Raw genomic sequence first — 16,128 nt, 5'->3', positions numbered from 1 at the left:
TCCTTAAAACAGGAATTTCTTTGCTGATTCCAAAATACTCCTTAACTGGCGCTGTTTCTGCGCATAGTTTTCGTGTAAACTGGGTTAGAACGCGCAAAACCCGCATGGTTGCATCAATTTATGGAGAAAATCCGCATATGCTGGATTCCACCGACATGCGCCTGTTATCCGCCTTGCAGGTGGATGCCCATCTGACCGCACATCAACTGGGCGAAATGCTGAACCTGTCGCCCAGTCAAGCCGGGCGGCGGCGGCAACGTCTGGAAGCCGAAGGGTATATCACTGGGTATGCCGCGCGGTTGGATCCGTTAAAACTTGGCCTGCATGTTCAGGGTTTCGTTCAGGTGCATCTGGGTACCCACGGCCCCGAACAATCCCAAAGCTTTGCCCGCATGGTAGACACACGACCTGAGATCACCAGCGCCTGGACGATGACCGGCGAGGCAGATTACCTGTTGCATGTCTATTGCGACGATCTGGCCGCGCTCAACCGCTTGCTTCACCAGGTCATACTGCCGCATCCTGCCGTGGCGCGGGTCCAAAGCCAGATCGTGATGGACCAGCTTAAACGCGACGCCCCTTTACCCACCTGACCAGACCGAAAGGACAAACATGGACGACTTCCTCTACCAGGCTTCGATCTATCTGGCAGCCGCCGTGATCGCCGTGCCGTTATCGGCCCGTCTGGGACTGGGGTCCGTGCTGGGATATCTGGCAGCCGGCATCGTCATTGGACCTGTATTCGGACTGGTCGGCGCTGAAGCTGAAAGCCTGCAGCATGTAGCCGAGTTCGGCGTGGTCATGATGCTGTTCCTGATCGGGCTTGAGCTTGAACCCCGCGCATTGTGGGATATGCGGGACAGGCTTTTGGGGTTGGGTGGCCTGCAGGTTGGTTTGTCGACTGCCGCCATCGCCGTTGTGGCCATGTATGCAAACCACCCGTGGTCGGTAGCGCTGGCAGTTGGTCTGACTTTGTCTCTGTCCTCGACCGCGATTGTGCTGCAAACGCTATCGGAAAAAGGGCTGATGCAGACAAACGGAGGCCGTGCCACGTTTTCCGTGCTGCTGACGCAGGACATCGCGGTGATCCCCATTCTGGCCTTATTGCCGCTGCTGGCGTTGCCTGCCATGCCCCATCTTGAAAGCGACGGGTCAATTGACCGCGGAGTAACGGAACTTCACGATAGCGCCCATCACAGCCTGTCTTTGGTCGAGGGCCTGCCCGGTTGGGCGGTCACATTGGTCACCCTTGGCGCCATCGCCTTTGTGATCCTTGCGGGCGTGTACCTGACGCGTCCCCTATTCCGGTTCATACACGCTACCCGCCTGCGCGAGATGTATACCGCGCTGGCGTTGATGATCGTCGTGGGAATCTCCTTCCTGATGACTCTTGTTGGCCTGTCCCCCGCCTTGGGTGCGTTTCTAGCGGGTGTTGTTCTGGCCAGTTCGGAATTCCGGCATGAGATGGAAAGCGACCTTGAGCCCTTCAAGGGTCTGTTCCTGGGTCTCTTCTTCATCACCGTTGGTGCCGGAATTGACGTCGCCTATTTCTTCAACGACCCGCTTGAACTGATCGGACTGGCGCTGCTGGTCATTCTGACAAAGGGGGCTATCCTGTATTTGGTCGGGCGCGCCTTCAAGCTGCGCGGGCGTGATCACTGGCTGTTCACGCTGGGTCTGGCGCAGGCGGGTGAGTTCGGATTTGTCCTGCTGGCCTTTTCCACGCAGCAGAACGTCATCCCACCTGACTTGTCGCAGAAACTGTTAATGATCATCGCCCTGACCATGCTGATCACCCCGCTGTTGTTCATCATCTACGACCTTATGTCCCGTCGGATCAGGGATAACGCCCCGCAGGTCGAACCCGACGAGATCGACGAGAAAGGCCCAGTGATCATCGCCGGTATTGGACGTTTTGGGCAGATCGTGAACCGGCTGGTGCGAGCCAGCGGGTTCAAGACCATCGTTCTGGATCATGATATCGAGACCATCCAGTTGATGCGCCGCTTTGGGGTCAAAGGGTTCTTGGGTGATCCGACACGCCCCGAGTTGCTGCGCGCCGCAGGGCTTGAGAAAGCCGCTGTTCTTGTTGCGGCAATGGATGACCGCAAGACTGTGACCCGTCTGGTCAGTTTTGCACGGCGTCAGCGCCCGGATTTGCACATCATTGCCCGAGCCCATGATCGCACCCACGTATACGAGCTGTATCAGGCAGGCGCGAATGACATCGTGCGCGAGATGTTTGACAGTTCACTGCGTGCTGGACGCTATGTGCTCGAGAATATCGGGCTCAGCGAATATGAGGCTGCGCAGGCCGAACAGACCTTTTACCACCACGACCGCGCCTCGATCCGGGATCTGGCCGAGCTTTGGATTCCCGGTATGCCAACGGCGGAAAACAAGAAATACATCGAGCGTGCGCAGCAATTCGAGAAAGACCTGGAAACTGAACTGCTGGAACTGGCTGAAAAACACGCTCAGAAATCGGCCTGATCCAGGCAGTCGGATCAGGCCGTCAGAGTCAGCCGCCGGACACTCCGGCCTCGGCAAAGGTTGCCATGCCTGAATGACAAGCAACCGCGCTTTTGAGGATATTGATCGCCAGCGCACCGCCCGATCCCTCGCCCAGGCGCAGCCCAAGGTTCAGTAGTGGTTGTTTGCCCAGTTTGTCCAATACGGCCCCGTGCGCACTTTCAGCACTTTGATGACCTGCTACGGTGTGATCAAGGGCCCCAGCGGACACATCGGCCAAGCAGGCCGCCGCAGCCGCGCAGATGAAGCCATCCAGAATGACAGGGATGCGCAGAACACGGGCCGCTGCGATGGCGCCCGCCATAGCTGCGATTTCACGCCCGCCCAAACGGCCTAGGATTTCCAGCCCGTCGCCCGAGTCGCCATGCAAAGCCACACCTTCGGCCACCACACGGGTTTTATTCGCAAGCCCTGCGTCATCTACACCGGTGCCGCGCCCGGTCCAATCCGCGGCTTTCCCACCGAACAAGGCGCAAGCGATTGCAGCCGCCGGGGTGGTGTTTCCAATGCCCATTTCTCCAACCACCAACAGGTCGGCCTTGGGGTCGACGGCCTCCCAGCCGGTACGCAAGGCCTGCAACAGTTCATCCTCGGTCATCGCCGGGCCTGCAGTGAAATCCGCCGTTGGCCGGTCCAGTTCCAGAGCATGCACATCCATCGTGGCCCCGGCGGCCTTGGCCAATTGGTTGATCGCCGCACCACCATGTTCAAAGTTCATGACCATCTGCACGGTCACATCGGGCGGAAAGGCAGACACACCCTGCGCAGTAACCCCATGATTGCCAGCAAACACAATAACCTGCGGTGCCGAGATTTGCGGGCGAGAATCCCCACGCCACGCGGCATACCAGATTACAAGATCTTCAAGCCGCCCCAGTGCTCCGGGCGGTTTGGTCAGCTGTCCGTTGCGATCAGCCGCGCCCTGCAGTGCGGCATTGTCCGGACCCGGTGCCCGGCTCAGGGCATCGCGGAGAGTTTTCAGGTCATTAAGTTCGGGCAGCATCCAAAGCCTCGTTGCATCAGAGTGGTCCTGTGTGTTTAACCGAAGCGTCCAATCCAACAAGACCCCGAAAGGCGCGGGAGTGCACAAAAACGACACCAAGCTGTTTTCCGTGTGGGATATACCACTGGCGTTGGTCCTGCTGACCCGCCTGCCGCTGCCGCGCCTGCCGGAAAAAACTTTTGCCCGGCAGGCCGATGCCGCTTGGGCATTTCCCGTCGCTGGTCTAATCATCGGGCTGCTGGCCTGTGTGGCGGGCTGGGCTGCAATGGCCGTGAACCTGCCCGCAGCGGTCAGCGCCGTCATTCTGGTTGCGGTTCTGATCGTGACTACCGGCGCGATGCACGAAGACGGTCTGGCCGATACCGTGGACGGGCTTTGGGGTGGTTTCACCCAGGAACGCCGCTTGGAAATCATGAAGGATAGCCATATCGGCACCTATGGTGTGCTGGCGCTGATCTTCGCGCAGTTGATGCGCGTCGCTTTGATCGCAACCTTACTGATGGCCGGGGCCTATGGTGTAATCCTCGTCGCCTGCATCCTGTCCCGCGCGGTCATGCCGGTTCTGATGAACGCCCTGCCCCATGCGCGCAAAAACGGGCTGAGCCACTCGGTCGGAGCGCCGCGGGTTGCAACGGTTTTGGCGGGTTTTGGATTGGCTGTGCTGTGCGCGGTGCTTTTGATGGGAACCGCGGTCGCCCTGCCCCTTCTCGTGGCCGCGCTGGCCGTCATTGTGCTTGCCGGAATCGCAAAAGCCAAAATCGGCGGTCAGTCCGGCGATATTCTGGGGGCTTCTCAGCAACTGGCTGAGCTGGCATTCCTAACCGCTGCGGCCGCCGCCCTCTAAGCCGTGCCGCCGGTTTCGATCCTCAGGGTTTCACCGCAGTGCTTACAATGCACGGCATCCGGATCATGCCGGTAAAGACCGCAGCTGGGGCATTTGTGGCGCACTTTCTGCGGCATGAAGATCGCCTGTGCCAGACGCACGAACAGCGCTACGCCCACAATCATTATGAATACTGAGAACAACTTGCCCGCCGGCGTCGCCAGGGTGATGTCGCCAAACCCGGTCGTAGTCAGCGTCGCCATGGTGAAATAAAGCGCGTCGATATAGGCGTGCGGGCTGCTGTCGGGGATAAAGAACACCAGAACCGCCGTCGAGGTCGCGAACACAAACACCAGCAGATTGATCGCCGCGATGACCGCGTCCTCATGCGTTCGGAAAAACTGACTGTCACGCCGCAAATCCCGCAGCAGGTGGTAGGAATGGATCAGGCGCAGGGCGCGTAGAATTCGCACGAAGGCCAGGTTTCCCGGCAAGAACGGCTCCAGCAGTAGCGAGGCGATCACTACGATATCGGCCAAGGTGTAAATCTTGCGCAGCAGCTTCCAGCGGTCTTTCGCAATCCACAGACGGGCAAGGAAATCCAGCAGAATCAGAAACCCGACACACAGGCTGGCTAGTGTGATCCCCGGCCCATGAGGCACATTCGCCGTAGACACGAAAAACACGATCGACACGGCGTCAAACAGGATCAAACAATAGCGGAACCAGACCGACACCGGGTCATGTGCAATGTACAAAAACTTAACGGTTTGCTTTATCCTGGTCATGTATCCGCCTCTGACTATTGGAAAATTAGCGGCAAATGCCGAATTCACCAAGACCAGACACGAAAAAGGCCGCCCCCTTTCAGGAGCGGCCCCAAATTCAGGAATGCCCGCGATCAGGCAGCAGCAGCAGCGCGCGAAGTCAGAACCTCATCGACCTGCTTTGCGGCTGAAACCTCGCCCGCACCGGACACGGCAGCCACTTCACGGGTCAGACGCTCGAGCGCGGCTTCATACAGCTGACGTTCGGAATAGCTCTGCTCACGCTGATCGTCGGTGCGGTGCAGATCGCGAACCACCTCGGCAATCGAAATCAGATCGCCTGAATTGATCTTTTGCTCATATTCCTGCGCCCGGCGGGACCACATGGCACGTTTCACCTTGGCCTTGCCCTTCAGCGTTTTCATTGCCTGACTGATGACATCGGGCGAGCTGAGCGAACGCAATCCGGACTCAGTGACTTTGTTGGTCGGCACCCGCAAGGTCATCTTGTCTTTTTCAAAGGAGATGACGAACAGCTCAAGCGAATATCCCGCGACTTCTTGTTCTTCGATCGAGATGATCTGACCCACGCCATGCGCAGGGTAGACGACATAGTCATTCGGGCGGAACTCAAGCTTTTTCGACTTAGACATACAGGTTCATCCTTGGTTACAGAGCGAGATACGGACAACAAAACAACCTTGCCGGAGCCTTTCCTGGCCCCGTCAGGCGACTTGTTTGGCAAAAAATTAGAACTCCAAAGCAATCATACTTACGGAGTACATCCCCATCTCATTCATCATTCAGCTTCCGATTATATCACAAAATTACGACGCCTGAAAGGTCACGCCCCAAAACGGCCGTGAATCCGTATAAGTTCCAATGCGTTGCAACCTGCTTTTACACCTGAACCGACAAGTTCAGAGAGCGAATCGCTTAGCCACCTTCGCCGGGCGCTTCCGAGAAATACTTCTCCATCTTGCCCTCTTCACCGTCGCGTTCTTCGGCCTCGGGCAGCGGATCTTTCTTGGTCACGATCACCGGCCATTGTTCCGAGAATTTACGGTTGAATTCGACCCACTGATCCATCCCTGGCTCAGTATCGGGGCGGATGGCGTCAGCTGGGCATTCAGGTTCACACACACCGCAATCGATGCATTCGTCGGGGTGAATGACCAATGTATTCTCGCCTTCATAGAAACAGTCCACCGGGCATACTTCGACGCAATCGGTGTATTTGCAGGCGATGCAGTTTTCGGTGACAACATAGGTCATTGTGGGAATCCCATTTGCGGTTTGGGCGTTTAGCTAATCCACTATTATACCGTCTTCAAGGGCGGATCAGCCCTCTTTAGTACGAGAAAGATCAAGCGCGCGCCGATCTTTCTTGGTCGGACGACCTTTTCCCTCGAATCCGGGGTTTCTGGGTGGCGCGTCCTTCTTTTCCGTCATATCGAGGTACAACGTTTGCGCTTCGGGTGCCGGACCGCGGCGTTCACCTAGTTTTTCAACCCGGACAACCCGGACAACCCGCCCCTGCGGAAAGGTCAGAACATCACCGAGCCCAACGGCCTGCGCTGGCTTCAGAACCCGGTTTCCGTTCAGCCGAACATGGCCGCTGCTGACCTGTTTGGCGGCCAGGCTGCGGGTCTTGAAGAACCGCGCCTGCCACAACCATTTGTCGATCCGCAGCTTGGCCTCGGCCATCGGCGTTTAGTTACCGTCTTTCAAACCCATCAGCGCGGCTGCAAACGGGTTATCGGGGTCGATCGCCTTTTCTTTCTTGGGCGGTCGTGAGGAGAAAGATTTGGCCCCTTGCGGTTTGCCACCCTTTTTGCCCTGAGGCTTGCCACGACCATCTTGCGGTTTGCCGCGCGGCTTGCCTTTGGCTTGTCCTTGCCGCTGTTCACGGCGCGGAGCACGGTTGGTCTGACGCTGACGTCCCCAGGTAAAGATGTAGAACACTTCAACCTCGGGCTCATCCGCTGCCGGCGCCTCGGTGCTTTCAGTGGCCTCGGCTACCGCCTCGGCGGGTGTGACGACCTCTTCGGTTGCAGCTTCCGATGCCGAGGTTTCTTCGGCAAGCGGTTGCTCCACCGCGTTGGTTTCAGGTGCTTCGGCAGGTGCCGCTTTCACCTTTTCACGTTCGCCGCGCTCGGCCTTATAACCCAACCCTTGCATCAGGTCCGCGAACTGTTCCAGCGTCATACCGGTGATCGACAGCATATCGGGCTTAGCTTCAAACCCGCCACAGCTGTCTTCGGCGCGTAGCATATCGGCCAGACGCTCCAGCATGTCGATCCGGATGGAGCGTTCGCCCGCATCGCGGTAGCCGCACATGGTGTCGTATCCTTCGGGCGCATCCTTGGCGACCGGCACGGTGACCAGACCCGGAGGCGGCGCTTCGGGGAAATCCTGCAGCCCATTAGCCAGAGCCCACAGAACCAGACGCAGACGAGTCGGTGCAGGCTTCAACAACAGCGGCATGAAGATGGTGAACTGGCCGAACCGGATGCCGTGCTTGCGCAGCGCGCCTCGGGCATCCTGATCCAGATCCTTGACCTCTTGGGCGACACCGGCACGCGGCAGCACGCCCAGTGCTTCGACCATGCGGAAGGCGAAGCCTTTGGCCAGACCCGACAGCTCCTCGTCCCGCGACAGGTTCAGAAGCGGTTCAAACAGCGCTGCAACCTTGCGGTCGATGAAATGCTGCAGACGGCGCTGCACTTTCTGCTCAACCTCTGGCCCTGCGGCCTCATCCACAAACACTTCGACCGTCGGCTTGAGCGGTTCAGCCCCGGCAACCAGTTTGCCGACAGCATATTCGCCCCACATCAGGCCACCCTGATCGGTGAAATCAATTTCGGTATCGGGCGCATTGTAGAAGCGATCGGCGCGCAGATGGAATTGCGGCGCGAGTGCTTGCAGGGAGGCCGTTTTCAAAGCTTTCGCCTCGGTTCCTTGCGCGCTTTTGTCCGGCGTGAACCGGAACCCTTCCAGACGACCGACGAATTCGCCTTCGACGGTCACTTCACCCTTGTCATTTACTTCGGCCAAAAGGGCCTCCTTCTGTTTGAGCCGGCGCAGCAACACAGATGTGCGCCGGTCCACAAATCTCTGAGTCAAACGATCATGCAATGCGTCTGACAGCCTGTCTTCTACAGTGCGCGTTTCGTCACGCCAACGTGATTCGTCACGCACCCATCCGTTTCGCTGCGCAACATATGTCCAGGTGCGAATATATGCCAACCTTTTAGACAAAGCATCGATATCTCCGTCGGTTCTGTCGATCCGGCGGATTTGCCGCGCCATGAAATCATCTGGGATCGAACCACGCTCATGCAAGTGGCCATAGATCACTTCGAGCAGGCTGGCGTGTTCAGCGTGGCTGATACCGCGAAAATCGGGGATTCGGCAGACATCCCACAACAGGCGGATCGATTGGCCGTCACTGGCGCGGGCTGCGACCTCGGTCACTTGCGAGAGCGATTTCAGCACATTCAGGTCATCTGCGGGCCGTGCCTTGATCAGATATTCGTCGTTTGGGCTGACCTCAAGCGAGTCGATCAGTGCGTCGATTGAGCCGAACCTGAGGGTGGCATTCCGCCAGTTCAGCTTTTTCATCGGCGTAAAGCGGCTGTCCATGATGGCCTGCGCCACACCTTCGTCCAGTGGCGGGGCCTCGCCCGTCACGCCAAAGGTGCCATCCGACATCCCCCGCCCGGCCCGGCCTGCAATCTGGGCCAGCTCGTTCGGGGCCAAGGGCCGCATCCGGCGACCGTCAAATTTGCTTAAAGAAGAGAACGCAACGTGGTTCACATCCAGGTTCAGCCCCATCCCGATGGCATCCGTGGCGACCAGATAGTCGACCTCGCCATTCTGATACAGATCGACCTGCGCATTGCGCGTGCGCGGGCTAAGCGCACCCATGACCACAGCCGCCCCGCCTTTTTGACGGCGCAAAAGCTCGGCAATCGCATAGACGTTATCAACCGAGAACCCGACAATCGCGCTGCGTGACGGCATGCGGCTGATCTTTTTCGAACCTGCATAAACCAGCTGAGACATCCGCTCACGCCGGACAAACTGCGCCTCGGGGACCAAAGCCGCGATGGAACCGCGCATGGTGTCCGAGCCCAGAAACAGCGTCTCATTCGTACCACGTGCGCGCAGCAGGCGGTCGGTGAAGACATGGCCGCGCTCGGGATCGGCACATAGCTGGATTTCGTCGATCGCCACGAAATCCGCGCCCATACCCTCGGGCATCGCCTCGACCGTGCATACCCAATATTGGGCGCGGGGCGGCACGATCCGTTCCTCGCCCGTGACCAAAGCCACGACTGAAGGGCCGCGAATGGCGACGATCTTGTCATAAACCTCACGCGCTAGCAGACGCAGTGGCAGACCGATCACACCAGTCCGATACCCCAGCATCCGCTCGATCGCGTAATGGGTTTTACCTGTGTTGGTCGGGCCAAGTACAGCCACGATTCGGGATGACCCGCTCACCTTTGCCCCCTGCCCCGGCTCTTTAGAGGGTCGAGCCCTCGACCTGAGGCTTCAGTCGATTCACCGCATTGGTTACTTCTTCATGATGAGGATGTATAGCCAGCGCGCGCTCATAGGCATCGAGTGCCTTGCCGGGCTGTTCGATGATCTCGAAAATCAGGCCCAGCCCGAAAATAGCCTCATAATTATTCGGGTTCAGCGTCAGCGCGTGTTCCAGATCGGCTGCGGCCATGCCAAAGCGATCCATGCCAAAAAACGCTGAGGCGCGCATGTTCCAGCCTTCTGCAAAATCGGGTGCGTGATCGGTCAGAGCTGTCAGGTGCTCAATCGCCGTCAGCGTGTCACCGTCATCTAGCGCCTCACGCCCGCGTTCCAGCAGCAAATCCGCCGAAGCCGACCCCGATTGCGACCACAGCGCCTTGAGCTGCCGGTCGATGCCAATCGCTTGTTCCGGCGTGGATTGCGCCAATTGAGCCAACAAGACGACTTCGTCCCGCGAATCCGCTTCTTGCGCCATTGAACTGGCGGAAAACATGACCGTGACAAAAATTGCCGCAACGGTACGTTTGAGATTGATGATTGCAATGCCCATAACAATGTTCAGTGTAGCGTTGCGACCGGGGATGTCCATTCACGGCGCAGAAACAATAAGAGGAACACCATGAGCGACATTCTTGAAAAAGCCGCGGCCGCGCTGAACGAAAAACTATCCGGCGGCGATTTCGATGCATCGGCCAAGTTCGCCATCGCTGATCTGGGTGCTATCGTGCTGGATGCGGACGGTGCTCGCGTCAGCGATGACGACGCAGATGTCACCCTGTCAGCAGATGCCGATACGTTCGAGCAAATCCTCAGCGGCGACCTGAACCCTACCGGTGCGTTCATGTCGGGCAAGCTGAGCGTGGACGGAGACATGGGTATTGCCATGAAACTCGCTTCGGTGCTGGCCTGATGGAGTTCTCGCCGGCCCCTTTCTTTGAAGACGTGGCCGGCGGCCCGGCCGGAGGTGCGGCCCATTGGGTAAGGACCACAGACAACACGCGAATCCGTGTGGGTCACTGGCGCACCGAAGGCGAAACAAACGGCACGGTGATGATGTTCCCCGGCCGAACCGAATACATCGAAAAATACGGCGATACGGCGGCTGAATTCGCCAGCCGTGGCTTTGCATTTCTGGCTGCCGACTGGCGCGGTCAGGGACTGGCGGATCGTCTGCTGGACGACCCGCGCGTCGGTCATGTTGACCAGTTCAGTGACTATCAACAGGACGTGCATGCCACGCTTGCGCTTGCTGCCAAGCTTGATCTGCCCAAACCCTGGTACGTGATCGGTCACTCGATGGGCGGAGCAATCGGTCTGCGTGCAGTGTTGGAGCGTGACGATTTCGCGGCTTGTGCCTTTACCGGCCCGATGTGGGGAATTTTTTTCACGCCAATCATGAAACCGCTTAGCCGGTTGACGGCCTATTGGGGGCCAAGGATCGGGCTGGGGGAAAAGACGCCTCCGACCACTTCGTTGGAAAGTTATGTCACCTCACAACCCTTTGACGGCAACGTGCTTACCCGTGATCCGGCGATGTACCAGATGATGAAGGACCAACTGGCAGTGCATCCCGAACTGGCCCTTGGCGCGCCTTCAACCATTTGGCTGCGCGAGGCGCTGGACGAATGCGCCTGGTTGATGGAACAGACCGCGCCAACCTTGCCAGCATTGACCTTCCTGGGCAGTCACGAGCAAATCGTTGACCGCAAGGCGATCCGGGAGCGAATGGCAGACTGGCCCAGCGGCACATTGGTCGAAATCCCCGACGGCGAACATGAGGTACTGATGGAGGCACCGAATGTACGCGGCCCTGTGTTCGATCAGTTGGCGGTACATTTTCTGGCCGCCCGATCGGACGCATCAGCCTCGGCTGCTCTTTCAAGCTAAAGAAAACCTCACGCAAAGGCGGCTTGTGATCCAGGCCGCCCGCGCCTAGATGTTTGCCAAAGCAGATATTCCGAGGTGATCCATGCGCGACCTTCCCTTTCCCGTCCTTGACGCAAACGCAGCCGGTGGTGCCGGCAATCTTGGCAACCTGCCGGAATGGGATCTGACCGACTTGTATAGTTCGGAAGAAGCGCCGGAACTGGATCGCGATCTTGAATGGCTTGAGGGCGAATGCGCGGCCTTTGCCGCCGACTACGAAGGCAAGCTGGCTGATCTGGATGCCGATAGCCTGCTGAACTGCGTGCAGCGCAATGAAAAGATCAACTCTATCGCGGGCCGCATCATGTCGTTTGCCGGTCTGCGCTATTACCAGCTGACCACGGATGCCGAGCGCGCCAAATTCCTGTCGGATATGCAGGAGAAGATCACCATCTACACCACTCCGCTGGTGTTCTTCACGCTGGAAATCAACCGCATCGACGATGACGTAATGAAAGCGCATTTCGACGCAAATGCCGATCTGGCCCGGTACGAGCCCGTATTCCGCCGCATTCGCGCGATGAAGCCCTATCAGCTGTCCGATGAACTAGAAAAATTCCTGCATGATCTGGGTGTTGTCGGTGACGCGTGGGAACGACTGTTCGACGAAACCATTGCCGGGCTGACCTTCACCGTAGATGGCGAAAAACTGAACATCGAAGGCACCCTGAACCTGCTGACCGAGCAAGACCGCACCAAACGTAAAGCTGCGGCACGCGAACTGGCGGCTGTGTTTCAGGACAACGTCAAAACCTTCGCTCGCGTGCACAACACGCAGGCCAAAGAAAAAGAAATTGTCGACCGCTGGCGAAATATGCCAACGGCTCAGACCGGCCGCCACCTATCGAACGACGTGGAACCCGAAGTGGTTGAGGCACTGCGCGAAGCCGTCGTGGCCGCCTACCCCAAGCTCAGCCATCGTTACTATGAACTGAAGCGAAAATGGCTGGGTCTGGATGTAATGCAGGTCTGGGACCGCAACGCGCCCCTTCCGATGGAAGACACCCGCATCGTCGGCTGGGACGAGGCCGAGAAAACAGTGATGGATGCCTATAACGCGTTTGATCCGCGCATGGGCGAGATCGCCGCGCCCTTCTTTTCGAAAGGCTGGATTGACGCTGCGGTGAAACCGGGCAAAGCGCCAGGTGCGTTTGCCCACCCGACCGTCACCGAAGTGCACCCCTACGTGATGCTCAACTATCTGGGCAAACCGCGCGACGTGATGACCCTTGCACATGAACTGGGCCACGGCGTCCATCAGGTTCTGGCCGCCGATCAAGGCGAGATGCTGTCATCCACCCCGTTGACCTTGGCCGAAACCGCCAGCGTTTTCGGCGAGATGCTGACCTTCCGCAAGATGTTAGATCAGGCCGAAACCCCGGAGCAACGCAAGGTGCTGTTGGCCGGCAAAGTCGAGGACATGATCAACACGGTCGTACGCCAGATCGCGTTCTACGACTTCGAATGCAAATTGCACGCGGCGCGGCGTGAAGGTGAACTGACCCCGGATGACATCAACGCCCTGTGGATGAGTGTTCAGGCCGAAAGTCTTGGCTCCGCATTTGAATTCATGGAGGGCTATGAGACCTTCTGGGCCTATATCCCGCACTTCGTCCACTCTCCTTTCTACGTCTACGCCTATGCGTTCGGGGATGGTTTGGTGAACGCGCTCTATTCGGTTTACGAAAGCGGCTCGGAAGGGTTCGAGGACAAGTATTTCGAAATGCTGCGCGCCGGTGGATCCAAACACCACAAGGAACTGCTGGCCCCGTTCGGGCTGGACGCCAGCGATCCGAAATTCTGGGATAAAGGCCTGTCGATGATCTCGGGCTTCATCGACGAACTGGAAGCGATGGAAGGCTGATCACTTCTGGCTTTTGGTCGTCAGGAACACGGCGGCCACGATCAACACACCGCCAAGGGCTGCAATCGGCGTTATTGCGGCCCCCAGAAACAGGGCCGAGTTGATGAACGTGAACACGACCGAGGCGGCGAACATTAAGGTCGCCGTCAGCGTCGATACTCGCGCGGCGGCCTCGTACCACAGGTAATAGGCCAGTGCAGTCGGAAGTACCCCCAGCAGGATCAGAAAGACCACGTCGTTGGCCGTTGGCACCTGCAGCGAAAATGCGGCAAGCGGTAACAACATGATGCCTGCACACATGAATATCCCGAACAGGAAATTCAGACGCTCAGCAGTCGATTCTGAATTGCGCATCGCACGGCTACTTGAGATCAGGAACACCGCCCAACTGAGACCCGCGCCAATTTCCAGAAGATCACCGAACAAGGGCTCTCCTCCGCCTTGGAAATCCTGATAAACCGTTAGGAAAACGCCCAGAATTGCCAATGCCGTGGCAAGAACGTCGGTTCGTGTGACGGGTGTGTCGGCAAAGAAATACAAGAACATCAAAACAAAGAACGGCGCTGTATTTTCCAGCACCATCGCATTGGCCGCACCGGTATGTTCCAGCCCGATGTGGAACAGGATGTAGTTGACGACTGTCGACAGAACCGCCAGCCGAAAATTCCAATCGCTCAGCCTGATCGACACGGAAACCCGCATCACGCGCAGCATGCAATAGATAGCCAATGCGGCGATGAACAACCGCGTTACCGCAATCTGCAGCCCACCTAGATCGCTGGTCAGATAACGGACGATGACGCTGTGTGTGCCCCACAGGAACGCCGCCAAAAACCCAAGCACCAAACCGTTTTGGAATAGCTTGGTGTCGGGCATCCCTGAGATCCCTCTTATTTCAGCTGACTGTCTTTGGACCCGCGTCGGTTAACCCCCCCACGCGCCTTAAAGGCTCCATCCCGTTCCTGCTGGCAATCAAGACAGAGTTTGACGCCGGGCCGAGCCAGACGCCGTTTTTCGGGGATCGGCTCCTCACATTCGGCGCAGTGGGTCAGGCTTTCGCCCACCGGTTGCTTTTGCGCCTGCATCCGAGCAAGCTCATCCGAAATGGATGCTTCAATTTGTTCACTCACCGCGCCGTCACGCGCCCAACCGCCTGCCATGGCGTCCTCCTGATCACGTGCACGCCAGATTAGCCGAGCCGGGCGCGACATGGCAAGTCAGAGGGAAACTGCCCTCTCCAACACGCGGTCAATCATCTCCTGCGTGCCGCGCGAGAATTCCAGCGGGCATGAATATTCTGCTCCTTCGCGCACGGATCGGCAGAATGACTCGACCTGCAGCTTGTAATGGTCATCCCCGGGAAAGCGGGTGACCTGAACTTCAAGCCCTGGACGATGCAATTCCACGCGCGCTTCACCAAAAACACGTGCATTGAACGGAGCCGTCATACGGATGACGCCACCCTCGCCGTGAAACACCATCTCTTGATGCGGATGCATGCGGATCGAGACATAGCTGGAATAGGTGAAATCCGGGAATTGCGCGCGAATTTCCGTGAAGGTGTCGATCCCGCCCTGCCACTTAATGGTCGACTCTACCCGAACCGGTTCCTGTCCCGTCGCATACCGTGCGCCGCCGATCACATAGACACCGATGTCGCGCAACCCACCGCCGCCTGTCTCGGCACGGTTGCGGATGTTTTCGGTATCGGCGCGATTGTCGAAACTGAATGCGCCAGTCACATGCACCAGTTTGCCGATCGCCCCATCGGCAATCAGTTTTCGCACCAATTGCCACTGCGGATGGTGGACGATCATGTAAGCTTCGGCCGCAAGCAACCCCGTCTCATCCCGTTTTCGGATCAAAGAGTCGAATTCGGCAGCGGTCATGGCCATCGGCTTTTCGCACAGCACATGCTTGCCCGCATCCATCGCCTTAAGGCTCCATTCCACGTGCAGGTGATTGGGCAACGGGATATAGACGGCTTCGATCTGAGGGTCTGCCAGCAACGCGTCATAGCTTTCGTAAACCGTCAGATCGGGGCAAAAGGCCCGGAACGGGTCGGCCTTGGCAGTGTCTGATGTAGCCAACCCGGCCAGCTGCGCTCCGTTTGCGGCATGGATCGCCGGAGCCATGAAATGCCGCGCGAATTTGGCAGCGCCCAGAACGCCCCATTGAACTGGTTTGTGCATCTTTTCCTCCGACTTAGTTGATCAGGGGCGAATCTCAACGTTACCGCTAACGCCTCCATTTCCCGACCTTCTAGCAACCCTCCGGCATTAAGTCAGGCACTTATCTGAGCTGACGATGACCCTGCTCTTCTCCTAGGCCGTAGAAATTTTCGACTGAGATAAAATGCTTCACATTTGCCAAGGCGCAAATTGGTTGACTTTGGAACGCATCGACGAAATCGACGCGGCTTTGACAACGTCATCTAGAAACTCGTGCGACGCACTAAGCTCAATAGCTGCTGCGATACGCTCAACCACTTTCCTAAAGTCACGCTTCCTGTCGCTGTAGTGGAAAAGCGTGACCGATCTGCCATCGCCTGTCCCGAACGTGATCAGCAACAGTCGCAAGAATGACACGTTGAAGCAATTCAAATTGAAGCCGACCCTTCTGCTAGCATATCATCGGGTCAACAATTTTCTGGTCCGATACC

The 16,128-nt window shown here is 57.9% G+C and carries 16 protein-coding genes; 6 read left to right on the top strand and 10 right to left on the bottom strand.

Annotated features, from left to right (window positions below):
• Positions 1–137 precede the first annotated feature (137 nt).
• Both RUE5091_RS05895 and RUE5091_RS05890 read left to right on the top strand, forming a co-directional pair.
• Entirely contained in the window at positions 138–593 is a 456-nt protein-coding gene (locus tag RUE5091_RS05895) for an Lrp/AsnC family transcriptional regulator (protein WP_058281113.1), read from the top strand.
• Between the two features lie 19 nt (positions 594–612).
• Positions 613–2,493, top strand: coding sequence for a monovalent cation:proton antiporter-2 (CPA2) family protein (locus RUE5091_RS05890; RefSeq protein WP_058280957.1), 1,881 nt, complete (start codon positions 613–615; stop codon positions 2,491–2,493).
• 28 nt (positions 2,494–2,521) lie between these two features.
• On the opposite strand, the gene cobT is transcribed toward RUE5091_RS05890, so the two are convergent.
• Positions 2,522–3,535, bottom strand: a complete 1,014-nt coding sequence (cobT, locus tag RUE5091_RS05885) for a nicotinate-nucleotide--dimethylbenzimidazole phosphoribosyltransferase (protein ID WP_058280956.1) — start codon at positions 3,533–3,535, stop codon at positions 2,522–2,524.
• 79 nt (positions 3,536–3,614) lie between these two features.
• Here cobT and cobS point away from each other — a divergent pair, with 79 nt between their 5' ends.
• A complete protein-coding gene (cobS, locus tag RUE5091_RS05880; RefSeq protein ID WP_058281112.1) occupies positions 3,615–4,379 on the top strand; it encodes an adenosylcobinamide-GDP ribazoletransferase in 765 nt (254 codons plus the stop codon).
• On the opposite strand, the gene RUE5091_RS05875 is transcribed toward cobS, so the two are convergent.
• The 6 genes from RUE5091_RS05875 to RUE5091_RS05850 form a co-directional block, all read right to left on the bottom strand.
• On the bottom strand, positions 4,376–5,146 hold the full coding sequence (locus RUE5091_RS05875; protein WP_058280955.1) for a potassium channel family protein: 771 nt from the start codon (positions 5,144–5,146) through the stop codon (positions 4,376–4,378). The two genes, cobS and RUE5091_RS05875, sit on opposite strands and share 4 nt — an antisense overlap.
• A 113-nt stretch (positions 5,147–5,259) precedes the next feature.
• Positions 5,260–5,778 (bottom strand): CarD family transcriptional regulator, encoded by a 519-nt coding sequence (locus RUE5091_RS05870; protein ID WP_058280954.1) that lies wholly within the window; start codon positions 5,776–5,778, stop codon positions 5,260–5,262.
• 283 nt (positions 5,779–6,061) lie between these two features.
• Positions 6,062–6,400, bottom strand: coding sequence for a ferredoxin FdxA (gene fdxA / locus RUE5091_RS05865; RefSeq protein ID WP_037307404.1), 339 nt, complete (start codon positions 6,398–6,400; stop codon positions 6,062–6,064).
• A 66-nt stretch (positions 6,401–6,466) separates the two neighbouring features.
• Positions 6,467–6,832 (bottom strand): RNA-binding S4 domain-containing protein, encoded by a 366-nt coding sequence (locus RUE5091_RS05860; RefSeq protein WP_058280953.1) that lies wholly within the window; start codon positions 6,830–6,832, stop codon positions 6,467–6,469.
• A gap of 6 nt (positions 6,833–6,838) precedes the next feature.
• Positions 6,839–9,634: a helicase-related protein gene (locus RUE5091_RS05855; protein ID WP_058280952.1), complete on the bottom strand. Its 2,796-nt coding sequence runs from the start codon at positions 9,632–9,634 to the stop codon at positions 6,839–6,841.
• Between the two features lie 22 nt (positions 9,635–9,656).
• The gene (locus RUE5091_RS05850; RefSeq protein WP_058280951.1) at positions 9,657–10,265 is read right to left on the bottom strand and encodes a tetratricopeptide repeat protein; all 609 of its coding nucleotides are present in this window, start codon (positions 10,263–10,265) and stop codon (positions 9,657–9,659) included.
• A 30-nt stretch (positions 10,266–10,295) separates the two neighbouring features.
• Here RUE5091_RS05850 and RUE5091_RS05845 point away from each other — a divergent pair, with 30 nt between their 5' ends.
• The 3 genes from RUE5091_RS05845 (at position 10,296) to RUE5091_RS05835 (ending at position 13,466) form a co-directional block, all read left to right on the top strand.
• Entirely contained in the window at positions 10,296–10,586 is a 291-nt protein-coding gene (locus RUE5091_RS05845) for an SCP2 sterol-binding domain-containing protein (RefSeq protein ID WP_058280950.1), read from the top strand.
• Positions 10,586–11,563, top strand: a complete 978-nt coding sequence (locus tag RUE5091_RS05840; protein ID WP_058280949.1) for an alpha/beta fold hydrolase — start codon at positions 10,586–10,588, stop codon at positions 11,561–11,563. The genes RUE5091_RS05845 and RUE5091_RS05840 overlap by 1 nt, the downstream gene beginning before the upstream one ends.
• 82 nt (positions 11,564–11,645) lie before the next feature.
• Positions 11,646–13,466 carry a M3 family oligoendopeptidase gene (locus RUE5091_RS05835; RefSeq protein WP_058280948.1) on the top strand — a complete coding sequence of 607 codons (1,821 nt, stop codon included), beginning with the start codon at positions 11,646–11,648 and terminating at the stop codon, positions 13,464–13,466.
• Here RUE5091_RS05835 and RUE5091_RS05830 read toward each other — a convergent pair whose 3' ends face one another.
• From RUE5091_RS05830 to RUE5091_RS05820, 3 genes are read right to left on the bottom strand one after another with little or no spacing between them, the layout of a single operon-like run.
• Positions 13,467–14,342 (bottom strand): DMT family transporter, encoded by an 876-nt coding sequence (locus RUE5091_RS05830; RefSeq protein WP_058280947.1) that lies wholly within the window; start codon positions 14,340–14,342, stop codon positions 13,467–13,469.
• A gap of 14 nt (positions 14,343–14,356) precedes the next feature.
• Positions 14,357–14,626: a DksA/TraR family C4-type zinc finger protein gene (locus tag RUE5091_RS05825; RefSeq protein WP_058281111.1), complete on the bottom strand. Its 270-nt coding sequence runs from the start codon at positions 14,624–14,626 to the stop codon at positions 14,357–14,359.
• 57 nt (positions 14,627–14,683) lie between these two features.
• A complete protein-coding gene (locus RUE5091_RS05820; protein WP_058280946.1) occupies positions 14,684–15,658 on the bottom strand; it encodes a Gfo/Idh/MocA family protein in 975 nt (324 codons plus the stop codon).
• Positions 15,659–16,128: the final 470 nt, after the last annotated feature.

It is taken from the genome of Ruegeria denitrificans (assembly GCF_001458295.1).
Taxonomy (GTDB): Bacteria; Pseudomonadota; Alphaproteobacteria; order Rhodobacterales; family Rhodobacteraceae; genus Ruegeria; species Ruegeria denitrificans.
The sequence above is the reverse complement of the archived record's forward strand: the minus strand, read 5'-3'. Positions and strand labels throughout refer to the sequence as shown.